The 16,458-nt window shown below is 64.4% G+C and carries 16 protein-coding genes and 1 tRNA gene; 9 read left to right on the top strand and 8 right to left on the bottom strand.

Translation table 11 applies throughout. The annotated features are described in order from the left end of the window. On the top strand, nt 1–616 hold a 616-nt coding region (locus A8G00_RS25785), incomplete at its 5' end, for a cold-shock protein (protein WP_103000793.1). A gap of 113 nt (nt 617–729) precedes the next feature. Here the strand turns inward: A8G00_RS25785 and A8G00_RS12190 are convergent. The 3 genes from A8G00_RS12190 to A8G00_RS12200 form a co-directional block, all read right to left on the bottom strand. Beyond that, nucleotides 730–963: a hypothetical protein gene (locus A8G00_RS12190; RefSeq protein WP_103000794.1), complete on the bottom strand. Its 234-nt coding sequence runs from the start codon at nt 961–963 to the stop codon at nt 730–732. Between the two features lie 49 nt (nt 964–1,012). Further along, a protein-coding gene (locus A8G00_RS12195) for an IS5 family transposase (RefSeq protein ID WP_103000795.1) occupies nt 1,013–1,773 on the bottom strand; the annotation gives its coding sequence in 2 pieces (ribosomal slippage) (nt 1,013–1,449 and nt 1,449–1,773; 762 coding nt in all). A gap of 253 nt (nt 1,774–2,026) precedes the next feature. After that, the gene (locus A8G00_RS12200; RefSeq protein WP_103000796.1) at nt 2,027–3,442 is read right to left on the bottom strand and encodes a short-chain fatty acyl-CoA regulator family protein; all 1,416 of its coding nucleotides are present in this window, start codon (nt 3,440–3,442) and stop codon (nt 2,027–2,029) included. A gap of 123 nt (nt 3,443–3,565) precedes the next feature. Between A8G00_RS12200 and A8G00_RS25165 the strand changes: the two genes are divergently transcribed. Next, nucleotides 3,566–3,733 (top strand): hypothetical protein, encoded by a 168-nt coding sequence (locus A8G00_RS25165; RefSeq protein WP_007682549.1) that lies wholly within the window; start codon nt 3,566–3,568, stop codon nt 3,731–3,733. Nucleotides 3,734–3,794: 61 nt separating this feature from the next. On the opposite strand, the gene A8G00_RS12205 is transcribed toward A8G00_RS25165, so the two are convergent. The 4 genes from A8G00_RS12205 to A8G00_RS12220 all read right to left on the bottom strand — a co-directional run bounded on the left by A8G00_RS12205 (nt 3,795) and on the right by A8G00_RS12220 (nt 9,193). Then, a complete protein-coding gene (locus A8G00_RS12205) occupies nt 3,795–4,796 on the bottom strand; it encodes an inorganic phosphate transporter (protein ID WP_044661375.1) in 1,002 nt (333 codons plus the stop codon). A gap of 18 nt (nt 4,797–4,814) precedes the next feature. After that, nucleotides 4,815–5,930, bottom strand: a complete 1,116-nt coding sequence (locus tag A8G00_RS12210; RefSeq protein WP_044661376.1) for a DUF47 family protein — start codon at nt 5,928–5,930, stop codon at nt 4,815–4,817. Between the two features lie 106 nt (nt 5,931–6,036). Next, nucleotides 6,037–8,151: a TonB-dependent receptor gene (locus tag A8G00_RS12215; protein ID WP_103000797.1), complete on the bottom strand. Its 2,115-nt coding sequence runs from the start codon at nt 8,149–8,151 to the stop codon at nt 6,037–6,039. A 127-nt stretch (nt 8,152–8,278) separates the two neighbouring features. Next, nucleotides 8,279–9,193: a LysR family transcriptional regulator gene (locus A8G00_RS12220; protein WP_048576279.1), complete on the bottom strand. Its 915-nt coding sequence runs from the start codon at nt 9,191–9,193 to the stop codon at nt 8,279–8,281. A gap of 110 nt (nt 9,194–9,303) precedes the next feature. Here A8G00_RS12220 and A8G00_RS12225 point away from each other — a divergent pair. The 7 genes from A8G00_RS12225 (at nt 9,304) to A8G00_RS12255 (ending at nt 15,065) form a co-directional block, all read left to right on the top strand. Then, a tRNA-Gly gene (locus tag A8G00_RS12225) sits at nt 9,304–9,377 on the top strand. A 27-nt stretch (nt 9,378–9,404) separates the two neighbouring features. Next, nucleotides 9,405–9,599 (top strand): DUF4169 family protein, encoded by a 195-nt coding sequence (locus tag A8G00_RS12230; protein ID WP_103000798.1) that lies wholly within the window; start codon nt 9,405–9,407, stop codon nt 9,597–9,599. Between the two features lie 173 nt (nt 9,600–9,772). Beyond that, nucleotides 9,773–10,717 carry a hypothetical protein gene (locus tag A8G00_RS12235; protein WP_253257987.1) on the top strand — a complete coding sequence of 315 codons (945 nt, stop codon included), beginning with the start codon at nt 9,773–9,775 and terminating at the stop codon, nt 10,715–10,717. A gap of 160 nt (nt 10,718–10,877) precedes the next feature. Beyond that, nucleotides 10,878–12,095 (top strand): argininosuccinate synthase, encoded by a 1,218-nt coding sequence (locus A8G00_RS12240; protein WP_103000800.1) that lies wholly within the window; start codon nt 10,878–10,880, stop codon nt 12,093–12,095. 174 nt (nt 12,096–12,269) lie between these two features. Next, complete coding sequence (locus A8G00_RS12245; protein ID WP_103000801.1) at nt 12,270–12,920, top strand: EF-hand domain-containing protein; 651 nt, start codon at nt 12,270–12,272, stop codon at nt 12,918–12,920. A gap of 73 nt (nt 12,921–12,993) precedes the next feature. Next, nucleotides 12,994–13,713: a response regulator gene (locus tag A8G00_RS12250; protein WP_103000802.1), complete on the top strand. Its 720-nt coding sequence runs from the start codon at nt 12,994–12,996 to the stop codon at nt 13,711–13,713. Further along, nucleotides 13,710–15,065, top strand: a complete 1,356-nt coding sequence (locus tag A8G00_RS12255) for an ATP-binding protein (protein ID WP_103000803.1) — start codon at nt 13,710–13,712, stop codon at nt 15,063–15,065. Before A8G00_RS12250 ends, A8G00_RS12255 begins: the two co-directional genes overlap by 4 nt. A gap of 336 nt (nt 15,066–15,401) precedes the next feature. Here A8G00_RS12255 and A8G00_RS12260 read toward each other — a convergent pair. After that, nucleotides 15,402–16,350, bottom strand: a protein-coding gene (locus A8G00_RS12260; protein WP_253257988.1) for an IS630 family transposase whose coding sequence is annotated in 2 segments (ribosomal slippage) — nt 15,402–16,011 and nt 16,010–16,350 — 951 coding nt in all. Because the reading frame shifts where the segments join, the coding sequence is not laid out codon by codon here. Between the last annotated feature and the right edge of the window lie 108 nt (nt 16,351–16,458).

A 16,458-nucleotide genomic window follows, 5' to 3' on the forward strand; every position in this document is an offset into this window, starting at 1 on the left:
CGGCGGCGGTGGCGGCGGCTTTGGCGGTGGTCGCGGCGGCGGCGGCGGTTTCGGCGGCGGTGGCCGCGGCATGCCCGCGCAGGTCGTCGGTGAAGGCACCGGCGTGGTCAAATTCTTCAACGGGCAGAAGGGCTTCGGCTTCATCGTCCGCGACGATGGCGGCGAAGACGTGTTCGTCCACATCAGCGCCGTCGAGCAGGCGGGCCTGACGGGCCTCGCCGAAGGCCAGCCGCTCGGCTTCACCCTGGTGGATCGCGGCGGCAAGGTGTCGGCCACCGATCTCAAGATCGAGGGCGAACCGCTCCCCGTCACCGAACGCGCCCCTCGCGAGCCCCGCGCCGGCGGCTTCGGCGATCGTCCGGGCGGCGGCGACCGCGGCCCGCAGCGCCAGCTCACCGGCGAACGCGCCAGCGGCACGGTCAAGTTCTTCAACGCAATGAAGGGCTTCGGCTTCATCCAGCGCGACGACGGCCAGCCCGACGCGTTCGTGCACATCAGCGCCGTAGAACGCGCCGGCATGAGCGCCCTGAATGAAGGCGACCGCCTCGACTTTGAACTGGAAGTAGACCGCCGCGGCAAATATGCGGCCGTCAACCTTCAGACGAAGGCCGACTAAAGAACGGCCTGCCCGCTTTAGGGAGAGGATAGAAAGGGGTCGCCTGCCCGGCGGCCCCTTTTTTATATAGACTTAATTAGCTGATTTGTTGGTGCACAACCATACGGCACCAGCTATTCATCGTTGGCTATTTCCGCGCTGCCCTGTATCAGCGAAAGCGCCGGTCGATAGAGAAAGGGCACCCGCCACGCCGGGGTTGGGCCACCGAGTCTCTCAAAGAAGCCAATGGTTTCTAATTGCCCTGCGATCTCATTGACCGCTGCGTCGTCGAGGTTCCACAACGCCTTTAAATTAGACAACGGCTGCGTAGCTTTCTGCTCTTTCAGCGCTTCAATGTATCGCCTCAAGGCGGGATATTCGGCAAAAATCGTCTGCTCTAGGCTCAGGACTCACTGATCAGAGCCAGAAGATGACGGTGGCAGCGAGGGCGATGGCCGAGAAGAAGGCGTTGGGGCATCGGTCGTAGCGCGTCGCGACCCGTCGCCAGTCCTTGAGGCGGCCGAACATGATCTCGATGCGGTTGCGCCGTTTGTAGCGGCGCTTGTCGTGTTTGACGGCCTTGTTCCGGGATTTGCGACCGGGAATGCAGGGGGTAATGCCCTTTTCCTGCAAAGCATCGCGGAACCAGTCGGCATCGTAGCCGCGATCAGCGAGCAACCATTGGGCTTTGGGAAGTTCGTCCAACAGGGCAGCGGCACCGATATAATCGCTGACCTGCCCTGCGGTCATGAAGAAACTGATCGGACGGCCGTTCGCATCGGTAACGGCATGGAGCTTGGTGTTCATGCCGCCTTTCGTGCGTCCGATCAGGCGTCCCGCGCCCCCTTTTTTACCGCAAGGCTCGATGCCGTGCGGTGGGCCTTGAGATAGGTTGCGTCGATCATAACCGTCCTGCGTTCGGAAGCCTGAGGCGCTGCCAGACCTTCCATCATCCGAAGGAAAACGCCCTTGTCACCCCACCGCTTCCAGCGGTTGTAAAGCGTCTTGTGCGGCCCATAGTCCTTTGGTGCATCTCGCCAGCGCAACCCATTCCGGTTGACGAAAATGATCCCGCTCAGCACCCGTCGATCGTCGACACGCGGTTTGCCATGGCTCTTGGGAAAGTAGGGCTCAAGCCGAGCCATTTGCTCGTCCGTGAGCCAATACAGGTCGCTCATCTTCAATCTCCTCGCGGAGCCTGAATCAGATCAAGCCGGTTATATCAATGGGTCCCGACCCTAGCTTTAGGTTATGATGCATAGTTATTGACTCTCATGCTTTTCACGATAGCCCAGTAAAGTCTACAGGTAGTTGGGGGTTGGCGTCTGCTGGGCGAAGATTATAGCCCTCAAACACGGTTGAGGCATCGAGCATATGTTGAACGTCCGGTAATCTAGACGCCTAAGTGGGTTGGCGAGGAAAAGTTGAAATTCAAACCCGCCGAAACGGAAACGGCGCCACCGTCCGCTCATAGCCATGCAGATCCAGCGCCCGCGTCACCGGCGGCAGGGCGCGATCCGGGCACCCCCGCCGCTCGCACAGATGGCAGGTCGGCCCCACCCCGGTCGCCGCGCCCTTCTCCAGATCGATCCCGTCGGCATGCACGATCCGCGCCCCATGCTTCGCCTCGCAGCCCAGCGCGATCACTGACCGCCCCCGCGCGCCGCCCTCCTTGGGCAACCCCACCGTCAGGCTGACGAAGCGCCGCCCGTCCACCGTCTCGATCAGTTGCGTGTGCACCGCATCCGGCGCCTGCCCCTCATGCGCGTCCCAGCGCGGGCAGGTGCCCCCCAGCCGCGCAAAGGGCCACGCCTCCCCGTCGAACCGCTTCGACACGATGCCCGCCCGGTCCACCTTCGCCATGAAGAAGGGCACGCCCCGCGCCCCCGTCCGCCCCAGGCTGGTCAGCCGATGCGCCAGTTGCTCCATCGACACGCCGAAGCGCGCCCGCAGCAGCGGCAGGTCGTGCCGGCTCTGCTCCGCCGCCTTGGCGAAACGGTCATAGGGCATGATCAGCGCCGCCGCCGCATAGTTGGTGAGCGCGATTCCGGCGAGGCGGCGGCTGTCCTCGTCCGGCGGCCCCGCCCGCGCCACCTGCCCGCTTATCGCGTCCGCCAGTTCCTGCGCGCAAAGCTGATAGGCCACCGCGAACAGCCGCCCCGAAGAGGCCAGCCGCTCGCTCAGCAACAGCCGCCGCCGGTGCATGTCATAATGGCGCAGCGTTCCCGCCAGCACATCCTCCCGCACGATCTGCACGGCCATGCCATGCCGCTCCTTCAGCCGCGCCCGGATGCCCGCCTGCAAGGCCGATGGATCGTCGCCCAGTTCCCCCGCCAGCGACTCCGCCGCCGCGTCCAGCTCCGCGAAATGATTGCCCGCCCGCGCGATCGTCTCGCGCAGCCAGTCGAGCGGCGCATGCAGCGGCGCCACGCTCCCCGGCGCCCCCGCCAGTCCGGACGCCACCTGCTCCGGCAGGCGCCGCAAATCGCTGAGCGCCCGGTAAAATCGCCTGATCGCCTCGCTCACCCCCGGATAATTTTCCGCGACCTCCAGCACTTCGTCGCGGGCGATGCCGATGTCGCGCACCAGCGCGTCGGACAATATCTCCCCCAGCGCGCTGGCGGCCCCTTCCTGCGTGCTGGCGACGAAATCGCGAATGTCGATGTCATAGACATTGGCCAGCCGCAGCAGCATCTGCGCCGTCAATGGCCGCTGATTGCGCTCCAGATGGTTGAGGTAACTGGGCGACACCCCCAGTTCCTCCGCCATCCGCGTCTGGTTCAGCCCCAGCTCCCGCCGCAAAACCCGCAGCTTCGGCCCCAGATAGAGTTTCCGATCATCCGCCATACTGTCACTATGTCAAAAAATGACAATATGAACAAGTCACCGCATGACACCGCTTCACTAATCGGCCTTCATTGACCGACTCGTTCATGGTTTGATGCGTCATCCCAACGGAAAGGAAGACCCATGGAAACGACCGAAGCACCCCAGCCCGCCCGCTCCCGCGCGGTTTTCTCCCAGGAGGATTTCGGCCTGATCCGAACCGCCATCGCCCATTATCTGCGCGAGGTTCAGGACAAGCCGGAATCTGTCAAATACGCCAATCTCTACCACCGCCTCGGCCGGGTGAGCTGAGCGTTTCAGGGTTCAGGAGAGGGAAGGGCGCGGCGGAAAAACCGACCGCGCCCTTTTCCCGTCAGAACAGCCGCGTCAGCCCGTAAAAGGCCGCGCCGATCACCGCCGCCGCCGGCAGCGTCACCACCCAGGCGACGATGATGCTCGACGCCACGTTCCACCGCACCGCCGACAGCCGCCGCGAAGCCCCGACGCCCACGATCGCGCCGGTAATGGTGTGGGTCGTCGACACCGGCACGCCCAGATGCGTCGCCAGGAACAGCGTCAGCGCCCCGCCGGTCTCCGCGCAAAATCCCTGTCCGGGCGTCAGCCGCGTGATCTTCGACCCCATGGTGTGGACGATCTTCCACCCGCCCAGCAGCGTCCCAAGGCCCATCGCCGCCTGACAGCTCAGCACCACCCAGAAGGGCACATGGAACCCGCCCGTCAGCATGCCCTGCGAATAGAGCAGCACCGCGATGATCCCCATCGTCTTCTGCGCATCATTGCCGCCATGCCCCAGCGAATAGAGCGACGCCGACACAAGCTGCATCTTGCGGAACACCCGGTCCGCCCCCTGCGGCGTGAAGCGCCGGAAAATCCAGCTCACGACCAGCACCAGCAGCAATGCCAGCACCAGCCCGATGGCGGGCGACAGCACGATGGCGGCGCTGGTCTTGAACACCCCGCTCCACACCACCGCGGAAAGTCCCGCCTTGGCCGTCCCCGCGCCCAGCAATCCGCCGATCAGCGCATGGCTGCTGGAGGAGGGGATGCCCAGTCCCCAGGTGATGAGGTTCCAGGCGATGGCCCCCATCAGTGCGCCGAAAATCACCGCCGGATCGATGATGCTGGCGTCGACAATGCCCTTGCCCACGGTCTCAGCCACATGCAGCCCGAAGAAGAGGAAGGCGATGAAGTTGAAGAACGCCGCCCAGGCGACCGCATATTGCGGCTTCAACACGCGCGTCGACACGATGGTCGCAATCGAATTGGCGGCGTCGTGCAGCCCGTTCAGGAAATCGAACAGCAGCGCGACCCCGATCAGCGCGATCAGCAGCGGAAAGGCGATATGGGCTTCCATCTATCTGCTCTGGCCGGATCAGGCGTGGTCGATGACCAGGCCGGAAATCTCGTTGGCGACATCCTCGAACCGGTCCGTCACCTTCTCCAGATGGCTGTAGATTTCGTTGCCGACGACGAAATCCATCGGATTGCCCTGTCGCGCCTGATTGTAGAGCGCTTTCAGCCCCGCCTCATGCAGGATGTCGGCATGCCCCTCCAGCTTTACCAGCCGTTCGGTCAGGTCATGCAGCCGCGCCGAATTCAGGTTCAGCGACCGCAGCAGCGGCATCGCCTCCGCCGTGATCCGCGCGCATTCGACGATCAGGGCGCTCATGTCCTGCATCTGCGACGGAAATTCCTTCACCTCGAACAGCGCGATGGCTTTCGCCGTCTGGTTCATCTGGTCGATCGCGTCGTCCATCACCCCGATCAGCCCCGTAATGGCGCTGCGGTCGAACGGCGTCACGAAGATGCGGCGCACATCCTGCAGCACTTCGCGGATGATGTCGTCCGCTTCATGCTCCCGGTCCGAAATCTCCTTGATGTGGGCGTCGATGTCCGGCCCGCCCTTCAGCAGCTTGGCGAGCGCATCGGCGCCGGCGACCAAAGTCGCGGCATGATCCTCGAACTGCTCGAAAAAGCGCCCTTGCTTGGGCATCAGCGCGTGAAACCAGCGCAGCATTCCAGTCCTTTCGCTTTGCCATTCCTTGACCCGCAGCAACGTCCGCACGAACAGGCCCGGGTCCCGGGGCGGTTCGCGGAAAGCGGCGATGATGGATTGCAGATCGGGTTCGTCGACAGCCTTTGCAGCTTCGGCAACGGGGAACCAACGCAGTTCCCGCTGCCCTTGTTCGGGCCATTGCGACAACTGGCCCGTCACCGCAAGCGGGAAAACCTCGACCGTCGCCTCTTTCGTGTCGCCCCGCCGCCGTTTCTTGTCATAGCGATAGCGGCCGAGCGGCGCGGGGCAGGCAATGCCGTGAATGCCCGCCTCTTCATAGGCCTCCAGCTCTGCGGCGCGGTGGCCGGCCATGCCCTTGATGCGATTGCCCTTGGGAATCACCCAGCGCCGCGTATCGCGAGAGGTGATCAGCAGGATACGCATCGACCCGTCGGGGCCGGTCGAATAGGGAAGGGCGGCGATCTGACGCATTCAGCCGCCCTTATACGCCCGCCGGCGCATCCGATCGAGTTTCGCCCACCCCTGGTCCATCCGCGCCTTGTAACGAAATCGTCACATTGCGCAATCAACCAGGTTATCAGATCGACAGGCGGGCCGTCAGGCGGATGTCCCGTCCCGCCAGTGGGGCGTAATCCTTCAGGAAACTGGCCGCCCGCCGCGCCTCCACATCGAAGATGTTGTTGGCGGAAAGGGTGATGGTGGTCCGGCCATTGCCCTTGAGCGGCTTGAAGGAGAGCGAGGCGTTGACCAGCGTGAAACCGTCGGTCGGCGTTTCGGTGTCCGCGATGCGGTTCTGGGCGAAGCTGCGCTCGACCTCGCCCCGCAGGCTCAGCCGGTCGCCCTGCAATTCCACGCCGCCCAGCAGACGAAGCGGGGGTATGCGCGGCGCCGGACCCGATCCGACGATGGTGGCGCGCACATAGTCGGCCACGCCATCCAGGTTGAGGGCATAGCCGCCGATCTGCCCCAGCTTCACCGTGCCTTCCGCCTCAAAGCCGAGATAGCGGGCATTCGCCTGCAGATTCTGGTAGCAGGGGAAATCCAGCGGTTCTCCGCCATTGGCGGCCATGCAGACGCTGTCGTCGGCCAGCGTATCGTAGATATAGCCGTCGAACCAGTTGTGATAGGCGGAAAGCGAGAGGGTATAGCCATTGCCCTGGCCGCGCAGCGTGCCTTCGACGCCCCAGCTCTTTTCCAGCCCGAAATCGGGATTACCGAGTTCAAAGGCCTGCGTTCCGGCATGGTTGCCGCGGGCGAACAGCTCCTCGGCCGAAGGAGCGCGCTCCGTGCGGGACAGGTTCAACCCGACCCGCCAGCCAGGAGCGAGTTCCTGACTGATCCCCAGCGAACCGGAAAGTGCATTGAAGCTGCGATGATAGGCGGGATTGAGCAGCGTCTCGTCCGCATCGGCCCCGACCCGCGTATGTTCATAACGCCCGCCCAGCTCGACCCGGGTGGTGCCGAGGTCGAAGGATTGCAGCGTGAAGAAGCCCAGTTGCTCCGTCTCGTTGCGCGGCAGGAATTTTTCTTCCCCCACCACGTGGAAGTTGCGTGCAAAGAACTGCGCGCCGATCGCGCCGTCCCAGCCGCCGCGCCTGGCCTGGACCAGTTCCAGCCGCGATTCGATCGACTGGTTGTAGAATGTCGTGCCGACCTCGCCCGTCTCCTCTATCTCCTGATGCTGATAATCGGCGAAGCCCGCGCGCAGGCGGATCGATTCCAGGAAGCCGCCATTGACGGGCAGTTCGGCGCGCAGGTCGGCCCGATCCTGCTTCATGTGCAGCCGCACCTTTTCCGCTTCGCCATCGGGATCGAGCGAATAGCGGACCGGCACGCCGTAGAAATTGTCGGTATGCGCGACGGAAAAGCCCAGATTGCCGCCATCGGTGATGAGCGCCGCGCCGCCCGCCACTTCCCATGTCCGCGCCGCGCTGTTGGGCAACTTGCCGCGCAGGGTGGCGAGGTCGCGGATTTCCGGGTCGCTGCTGGCATTCGCCTGGGCCCGCAGGGCGGGGGTCAGGATATAGCTGCCGGTGTCCAGATCGCCGCTCTTGGAATAGCTGCCGTCGAAATGGACTACGAACTTGTCACCGATGGGGGCCTCGATCTCGCCCGATCCGGTGCGTTCATTGGCTGCGCTGCCATAGGTGGCGATGCCGTCGACGTGGATCGGTTCGTCCGGCACGCGGCGGGGGATGCGGCTGTCGATCACATTGACCACGCCGCCAATGGCGGAGGAGCCGTAGAGCAGCGCCGCAGGGCCGCGCAGCACCTCGATCCGGTCGGCGGTGAGGGGGTTGATCGCCACGGCATGATCGACGGAGGTGTTCGACACGTCGAAGCTGCCGATGCCGTCGGTCAGGATGCGCACGCGCTCGCCCTGGAAGCCGCGCAGCACGGGGCGGGAAGCATTGGGACCGAAGGAGGTTGCCGAGACGCCTGGCTGGTGCGCCAGAGTGTCGCCGATGGTGGGGCGCAGCGCCCGGGTCAGTTCTTCGCCTGATACGACCGACGTTCCTGAAAGAATATCGCCCTGCCGGCGTGGAATGATGGCGGTGACGACGATGTCCGCTCGTTGATCATGATAGGCTTGGGGCGCCGCGTCGGCAGGGGCGTCCTGAGCAAAGACGGGAAGGGCGGCAGACAATGCGGAAAAGGCGCAACCGGCACGCAACAGTGCGGAACGATACATTCGGTTCGTCATCCTTGAATGGGAGGAGATGCGCTCTCCTATCTGAAATGATATAGCATATCAATACTGCTTGGCGCGGGATCGATCGCTTGCCCGCGAAATCGGCTCAGCCAGTCGCAGCGGATGATCAGAGAAAGAGGAATTCCGCCAGCGCGGCAGCCGCGGCCGGGCTTTCCGGGCGGAGAGCCTGCCGCACTTCGATGGCCGGGAGCGGACGTTCGAGCGCGATCCGCCTGATCCCGGTCATCCGGCCCAGATCGCGGGCGAGGGGGCCGAAGGCGGCGAAGCAGCCCGCCCCTTCGCGCAATATGGTCATGATGTCGAACAGATTGTCGGTTTCCAGCACCGGATCGCCCAGCCGGACGCCGCCGCGCAGCAGCGCCTCGTCGATGATCCGCCGCAGGCCGTTGCGCGGCTCCATCGCCAATGTCGGCATGGCGGCAAGCTCTCCGGTCGCAACGCTGTCGCGGCGGGCGAGCGGATGGTCCGCGCCGGCATAGAGGTTGATCTGCTCCGACCAGCCATAGCGGGAGGATGGCTCATCCGTCTCGCCCAACGCATAGAAATAGGCGATGTCGGCCTTTCCCCGGCGGAGCGCCCAGGCAGCTTCGTCGGCCAGGTGGATCGTCAGGTCGAGCGTGATGGCGATGTCGTCATTCGCGGCCTCGAACGCGGCCAGCGCTTCCTGGAAATGGCCGAAGACCGGGGCGGGCGCGGCCAGGACGATGCTTTGCCGCGATGGCGCCGATTCCGACGGAGGGGCGGCGGGGATCATGCCGTCCGCCTGATCGACCCCCCAGTTTTCCGGCTGATCCTGCGACAACAGGGTCATGGCCTCCGCCGTTTTCCGGCCGGCGGCGGTCAGGCGCGGGGCGCCGGCAAGATCGTCGAAGAGGCGATAGCCCAGACGCAGCTCCAGCGAGGCCAGATCGCGCGCGACATCATCGGGTGTGATCCCCAGATCGCTGGCGCAGCGCGAGAGGCTGCCCGATGCCACCATCTGCGCGAATATATCCAACTGGCGCAGGGAAGGCGTGGCCATGGCCCCTGATAGTGCAAATATCGCGCGGGGTTAAGGCCGATATTGGGTGAATATCGCTTTGGCATATTGACGAAGGCCGCCCAAAGATGGCAGGGCGCTCAGCCTGACGGGCGGGTATAGCTCAATGGTAGAGCACTAGCCTTCCAAGCTTGTGATGCGGGTTCGATCCCCGCTACCCGCTCCATCCCCTCATGGAGGCCCGTCCACGCCCATGGGCGACATCGTCAATCTACGACAGGCGCGCAAGGCGAAGGCTCGGGCGGACAAGGAACGCCAGGCTCAGGGCAATCGCGTCAAATTCGGCCGCACCAAGGCGGAACGTGTGGCGCAGTCAGCGGAAGAAGAACGGAACAGGCGGCTGATCGAAGGCGCGCGCCGTGACAATAGGGATGATAGTCCCAAATAATAGATCGCTGATTCTGAACCACAGGCAAGAATATAAAGTCTAAAACATCATCCATCAAAATGAACGAATGTTCATATTGGCCATGTTCTGATCATTTCGTCGGCCCTTTGGCTCGATTGATCGGGAATAGCCTTCAGGCTTTGCGCTGAATCGTGAGGCTCGTGGGTTTGATCATGGCTATGACTGGAAACATTCGCTCACTTCGCCCCGCCAGGGCCGCGATTGCCGCTGTTCTGGCTTTCAGTTCGACTCCGCTGCTCGCGCAGACCATCGTGCCGCCGAGCCAGCCGGTGATTGTCAATCCAGCCGCGGAACCGGAGCAACCGCCGGCTTCGTCCGCTCCGGCATTTGCGCCCGCTCAGCCTGTGGTTCAATCGACGCCTTCGGTCGAACAGCGGCTGGATGCCGCCATCGCGGCATCGCAGGCGGAGGAGAAGGCGCAGACTGCGGTAGCGGCTCCGGTGGAGCGGCGCGCACCAAGGCCAGCGACCCGAACGGCAGCGCGGACCGAGCCTGCCGCGTCCCCGCAACGCGCTACGGCCCCGGTGCAAAGCGAAGCGCCTGCCCCGGCGCCTGTACAGGCGGCCGCTCTGCCAGCAGCCGCCGCTCCTGTCAGGCCGGCGCCGGTTCCTCCGTCGCAAGCCGGGATCGATCCCGCGCTGCTTTGGGCGCTGGGCGGCGGCTCGCTGCTGATGGCGGGCCTCGCGGGCGCTGCCCTGTTGCGCAGGCGCAAGCGTCGTGAGGAGCAGTGGGAAGGCGAGGGGCATTGGGAGGGCGAGGTGATCCAGCCCATGCCTGCGGAACCTGCTCCCGCCATGCCGCTGATGACGCCGCCGCCCGCAATTGCTCCTGCGCGGAGCGAGGAGGAAAGCAGCTTGGCAGCGATGGTGGCTGCGCCGCCAAGCCCGGAGAACCCGTTCCGAACCCACGCCAAGCGCATGACCCGCGCAAAATTCCTCCTCGCGCAGCGGCAGAAGCAGGCGGCGACCCCGGCGGCGGAGGAAACCATGGCAGCGCCGCCAGTATCGGCCAGGCCCGCGCCTGCGGCGACGCAGACGGTCTATCGTTTCGGTTCCGACCGGCGCCGCGACAGCGTCTTCAAGCCGCGGACGAGTTGAGTCCGATTCGATTCCTTGAGGAAAGGGGATGCCGGTTCCGATCGGCATCCCCTTCGTCATGCGATAGTTCCGCCGTTGCGGTTGCGTTGGATCGCCCGGCCTGATACCGGCCCGCCGGTAATTGCATGGCCGCCCAGGCCCGCTTCAAGGAAAGTTGCCCATGTCCGACAAGATCAACCGCATCGTTCTTGCCTTCTCAGGTGGGCTGGATACCAGCGTGATCCTGAAATGGCTGCAACAGACCTACCAGTGCGAGGTGGTGACCTTCACCGCCGATCTGGGACAGGGCGAGGAACTGGAGCCCGCCCGCGCCAAGGCGCGTCTGATGGGCGTCAAGGAAGAGCATATCTTCATCGATGACCTGCGCGAAGAGTTCGTGAAGGACTATGTCTTCCCGATGATGCGCTCCAACGCGCTTTATGAAGGGCTTTACCTGCTCGGCACGTCCATCGCCCGGCCACTGATCGCCAAGCGGCAGATCGAGATCGCGAAGCAGGTCGGGGCGGATGCCGTCAGCCACGGCGCAACCGGCAAGGGCAATGACCAGGTGCGCTTCGAACTTGGCTATTACGGTCTCGCGCCCGACATCAAGGTGATCGCGCCCTGGCGCGAATGGGACCTCACCAGCCGCACCAGGCTGATCGAATTCGCTGAGAAGCACCAGATTCCGATCCCCCGCGACAAGCGCGGCGAAAGCCCCTTCTCGACGGACGCGAACATGCTGCACACCTCTTCGGAGGGCAAGGTGCTGGAAGATCCGTGGGAAGAAACCCCGGACTATGTCTATTCGCGCACGGTGAATCCGGAGGATGCGCCCGACGCGCCCGAATATATCACCATCGATTTCGAGCGCGGCGACGGCGTGGCGATCAATGGCGTCGGCATGTCGCCCGCGACCCTGCTGGAAACGCTCAACGACTATGGGCGCAAGCATGGCATCGGCCGCCTCGATCTGGTCGAGAACCGCTTCGTCGGCATGAAGTCGCGCGGCATGTATGAGACGCCGGGCGGCACCATCTACCACCTCGCCCATCGCGGGATCGAGCAACTGACGCTCGACCGGGGGGCCGCGCACCTGAAGGATGAACTGGCGCCGCGCTATGCCGAACTCATCTATAACGGCTTCTGGTTCTCGCCCGAGCGCGAGATGCTGCAGGCGGCGATCGACTTCAGCCAGGAGAAGGTGACCGGCACGGTTCGCCTGAAGCTCTACAAGGGCGGCGTCTATGTCGTCGGCCGCAAGTCGCCCCATTCGCTCTACAGCGAGAAGGTCGTGACTTTCGAGGACGATGCGGGCGCCTATGACCAGCGTGACGCGGCGGGCTTCATCAAGCTGAACGCGCTTCGCCTGCGTCTGCTGGGTCGCCGGGATCGTTGAATTTGATTGTTGTTCCCGCGAAGGAGGTTTGGAACCGAAGCCAAGCCTTCGCCCGATACAAATTGCGACATTTTATCGGGTGACGTGACAAAATTGCGGGACAAAACTCCCCGATAAGCATCCGCAAGGACGGCAGGGCGCCGTTCGTGACAGACGCTTTGAAGGAAGATTTCCATGATCCGCAAATTCATGACCACGGTGGCGCTGGGCTCGCTGTTCGTCGGCGGGCTCGCTGCCTCGCACCTTGCTTTCGCTCAGGACGACAGCGCCGGACCGCGCGGCGGCGGCATGCTGATGATGGCCGACGCCAACAAGGACGGCGCCGTCACAAAGGCGGAACTGACCGCCGCCCTCGAAGCCCGCTTCGCCAGGCTGGACGCCAACAAGGACGGCAAGCTCGACCAGGCGGATCGCGACGTCCTCCGTCAGCAGCGGCTCGATGAGCGTTTCGCGGCGCTCGATACCGACAGGAACGGCCAGATCAGCAAGGCGGAATTTGCCGCCGGGCATCAGGGCCGGGACGGCATGCACGACCGCATGGGCAAGCCCGGCGGGCCGGACGGCCATGGCTGGGGTCATCGCGGTTGGGGAAAGCATGGTGGCGGACAATATGGTGGGGCACAGGGCATGCGCGGCGGTCCGGGCGCTGAAATGAAGAAGGACGGCACCATCACCAAGGCCGAATTCATGGCCCGCCCGCTCGCCATGTTCGACAAGGCCGACGCCAATCATGACGGCAAGGTGACCGCCGATGAGATGAAGGCGGCGCGGCAGGCCTTCCGCGACGGCTGGCGCGACCGCAAGGGGCCGCCGCCCGCCAATTGAGGGCAGGGGCGAAGGCGTCGATTGCGCGCCTTCGCCCTTCCCACCCGCATCCAGCCATGACAAGAACCGGACCATGAGCGAACGACCCCATCTGCTGCTCGTCGACGACGAGCGCTCGATCCGCGAGCCGCTGGCGCAATATCTCGGCCGCAACGGCTTTCGCGTGACGGCCGTCGAAAATGCGTCGGAAGCGCGGATGCGCCTTAACGCCAACGCCATCGACCTGGTGATCCTAGACATCATGATGCCGGGCGAGGACGGGTTGTCGCTCTGCAGCCACATCCGTGAGACCAGCGAGATTCCGGTGATCCTGCTGACCGCGAAATCGGAGGAGACGGACCGTATCGTAGGTCTGGAAATGGGCGCGGACGATTATGTGCTGAAGCCCTTTTCCCCGCGCGAACTGGTCGCCCGCATCAAGGTGATCTTCCGCCGCGTCGCGACCGGCGGGCAGCGGGTCACGGCCCCCGATGGCGCAACCTATGCCTTCGCCAACTGGCTGCTCAAGACGCAGGAACGCACGCTGGTCGACGGCGAGGGGGTGGCGTTGCCCCTATCCACGGCGGAATATAATCTGATGCTGGCCTTCGCCACCCGGCCCAATCAGGTGTTGAGCCGCGACCAGTTGCTGGACATCACCCAGGGGCGGGAGGCCAATGCCTTCGACCGGGCGATCGACAACCAGATCAGCCGCCTGCGCAAGAAGATAGAGCCGGACCCGAAGAACCCGACCCTCATCAAGACGGTCTGGGGCGGCGGCTACACCCTGTCCGCGGACGTGCGGAAGCTGTGAGGCGGCTGCGCCTTTGGCCGCAGAGCGTCGTCGGCCAGATCATCATCCTCGTCGCGCTGGCGCTGTTCTTGGCGCAGGCGATCAATTTCACCCTGTTGCTGCGCGAGCGTCAACGGATCGAGCTGACCGCGCAGACCGCGCCGGGCGTCTATCGCATCGTCGACGCGCTCGACAACCGGCCGGACCGGCGCGGCGGCGACGAGGCGGATCGGCGGGGAAGGGTGCGCTTCCTGAATGCTGCCCCGCCCTTGCCGGGGCAAGCCCGGCCGGACGTCGAGCGCCGCGCGAGGGCGATGTTCGACGATGTCGGCCTTTCGGTCCGCTCCATCCGTGCGGCTGAACAGCCGCAGCTGCTGCCGCCGCGGCGCTGGGACAATTTCCGCATGCGCGCGGCCGGCGGCAGGCATGATCATGTGCATATGACGCGTCTGGCGATGGCGGTCGAATATCAGCCGGGCAAATGGGCGCTGACGCAGACGCGCATCGGGGACCGGCCGCCGCGCTTCGGCGGATGGCTGGTGGGGCAGACGCTGATCCTCTACGCGATCGTGCTGCTGCCGCTGCTCTGGGTCGGGCGCAGGCTGGCGCGGCCGTTGAAGCAGTTGACCCTTTCGGCGGAGCAGTTCGCCCGCACCGGATCGGCCGACCCGGTGGAGGAACGCGGCCCCGGCGACGTGCGGCAGCTCACCATAGCCTTCAACGCGATGCGCAGCCGCATCTTTGCGATGTTGAACGAAAAGGACCGGATGCTGGGCGCCATCGGCCATGATCTGCGCACGCCCCTGGCCTCGCTGCGCGTGCGCGCCGAATCGGTGGAGGACGAGGGCGAGCGCGCCCGCATGTCCGAGACGATCGACGAGATGAACCGGATGCTGGAGGATATTCTCTCGCTCGCCCGCGCGGGTCGCAGCAGCGAAGCCCGGCAGAAGGTCGATATGTCGGCGCTTGCGGACGCCGTGGTCGAGGATTTTCTGGAACTCGGATCTCCGGTCGATCTGGCCGACAGCGATCGCGCGGTCGCCAATGTGCGCCCGCAACAGATTCGCCGCGCGTTGCGCAACCTGATCGAGAATGCCATCGTCTATGGCGAGCGGGCTCATGTCTCGGTCGAAAGAGGGGATGGCACCATCCGGCTGATCGTGGCGGACGATGGACCCGGCATATCGGAAGACCGGATGGAAGAGATGATGGAGCCCTTCACCCGGCTGGAGGGCTCGCGCAATCGGGACACTGGCGGGGCCGGCCTGGGGCTGGCGCTGGTTCGGGCGATCATGACCGAACATGGCGGCGCGCTGAAGCTCGCCAACCGGGCGCAGGGCGGATTGGAAGCGAGTCTGGTCCTGCCGGCCTGAAAACGGCGATTTTCAGCCGAAGTTCACAGTGTATGCGCGCGCGTGCCCGGGCGCGCGTAGGCGCGTCGCGCAATGCGTCGGACGTTTCAAAGAGGGGTGGGCGATAGGCCGGCCGGCGGACAATAGGACAGGCCGAACTGGGTCAATGTCGGGGAAATAGGATATTTTGTCAGTAGCCTGTTGCGCTTGGGTCACATGCTCCTGCGGGGGGCTTGGGGCGAGGTCGGGAGCAGAATGGCTGGAAATTGGCCAATTCAGGACCTTCCCCTCCCGTAAACGGGAGGGGTTAGGGGTGGGCCCGAGCGTAGCGAGCTTCTGACTTAGAGCAGAATCCGATCACTCTGGCTCATAGCCGGTGGCTGTGAAGTAGTTTGCGCATTCTTCGGGAGTGAAGCGTGGCAACGCGTCACGTATCGCATCCCATAGCTCCGGGATGGTTCGGGCGGCGGCTTTTCGCAAGATAGCCTTAAGTTTGGAGAAGGCGTTTTCGATGGGATTGAAGTCGGGGCTGTATGGCGGCAGGAACAGCATGCGCGCTCCAGCCTCTTCAATGGCTTCACGGGCAGCCATTGCCTTATGCGCCGGCAGATTGTCGAGGATGACGATGTCACCAGGATGCAACGTTGGCGCCAGAACCTGCTGGGCATAGGCAGCGAACCATTCACCGGTCATGGGACCGTCCAGGACCATCGGCGCGGTCATGCCCGTCAGGCGCAGCGCACCGGTGAAAGTGGTGGTTTTCCAATGGCCGTGCGGGATTGGAGACCGACAGCGGATGCCCCGCCTTGCCCGTCCCCGCAGGCGGGCCATCTTTGTCGAGGCGCCGGTCTCATCGATGAACACCAGCCGTTCGGGATCGAGGTCAGGTTGCGCCTTGAACCATGCGCGTCGCCGCGCGAGAACGTCGGGCCGTCCCTGCTCGCTGGCGTGTGCCGTTTTTTTTGACGGTCATGGAATGGCGGTCGAGAAAACGCCAGATGGTGCTCGGCGCGAACATCGCGCCATGCTTTGATCGAAGCATCTCGGCCAGTTCGACCAAGGTGATGTCCACCTGCTCCTCAACCGCGCCAAGAATGACATCGCGATAGGCTTCGATCCTGCGCGACCGCATGTCGCCGCCCTGAGGCTTTGCCCGCGTCGAACCAGTCTCACGCCATTCGCGAACCCAGCGGACGGCGCTTGCTGCCGCGACGCCGAAACGCTCGGCTGCAGCGCGCCGGGATAGCCCCCCATCTACCGCCGCGATCACACGAAAACGTAAATCCTCCGAGATCGACTTCGTCATGCCAGGCTGGCCTCCTCGTCCAGCTGGCATGTTGAATCAGATTTCCTGGCTCCAGGGAATCCCCTCGATTCCGTCAGATCGGATTATGCTCTAGCCGTTACAAAACAG

The organism is Sphingobium sp. SA916 (genome assembly GCF_002894065.1).
In the GTDB taxonomy this organism is placed as follows: domain Bacteria; phylum Pseudomonadota; class Alphaproteobacteria; order Sphingomonadales; family Sphingomonadaceae; genus Sphingobium; species Sphingobium fuliginis.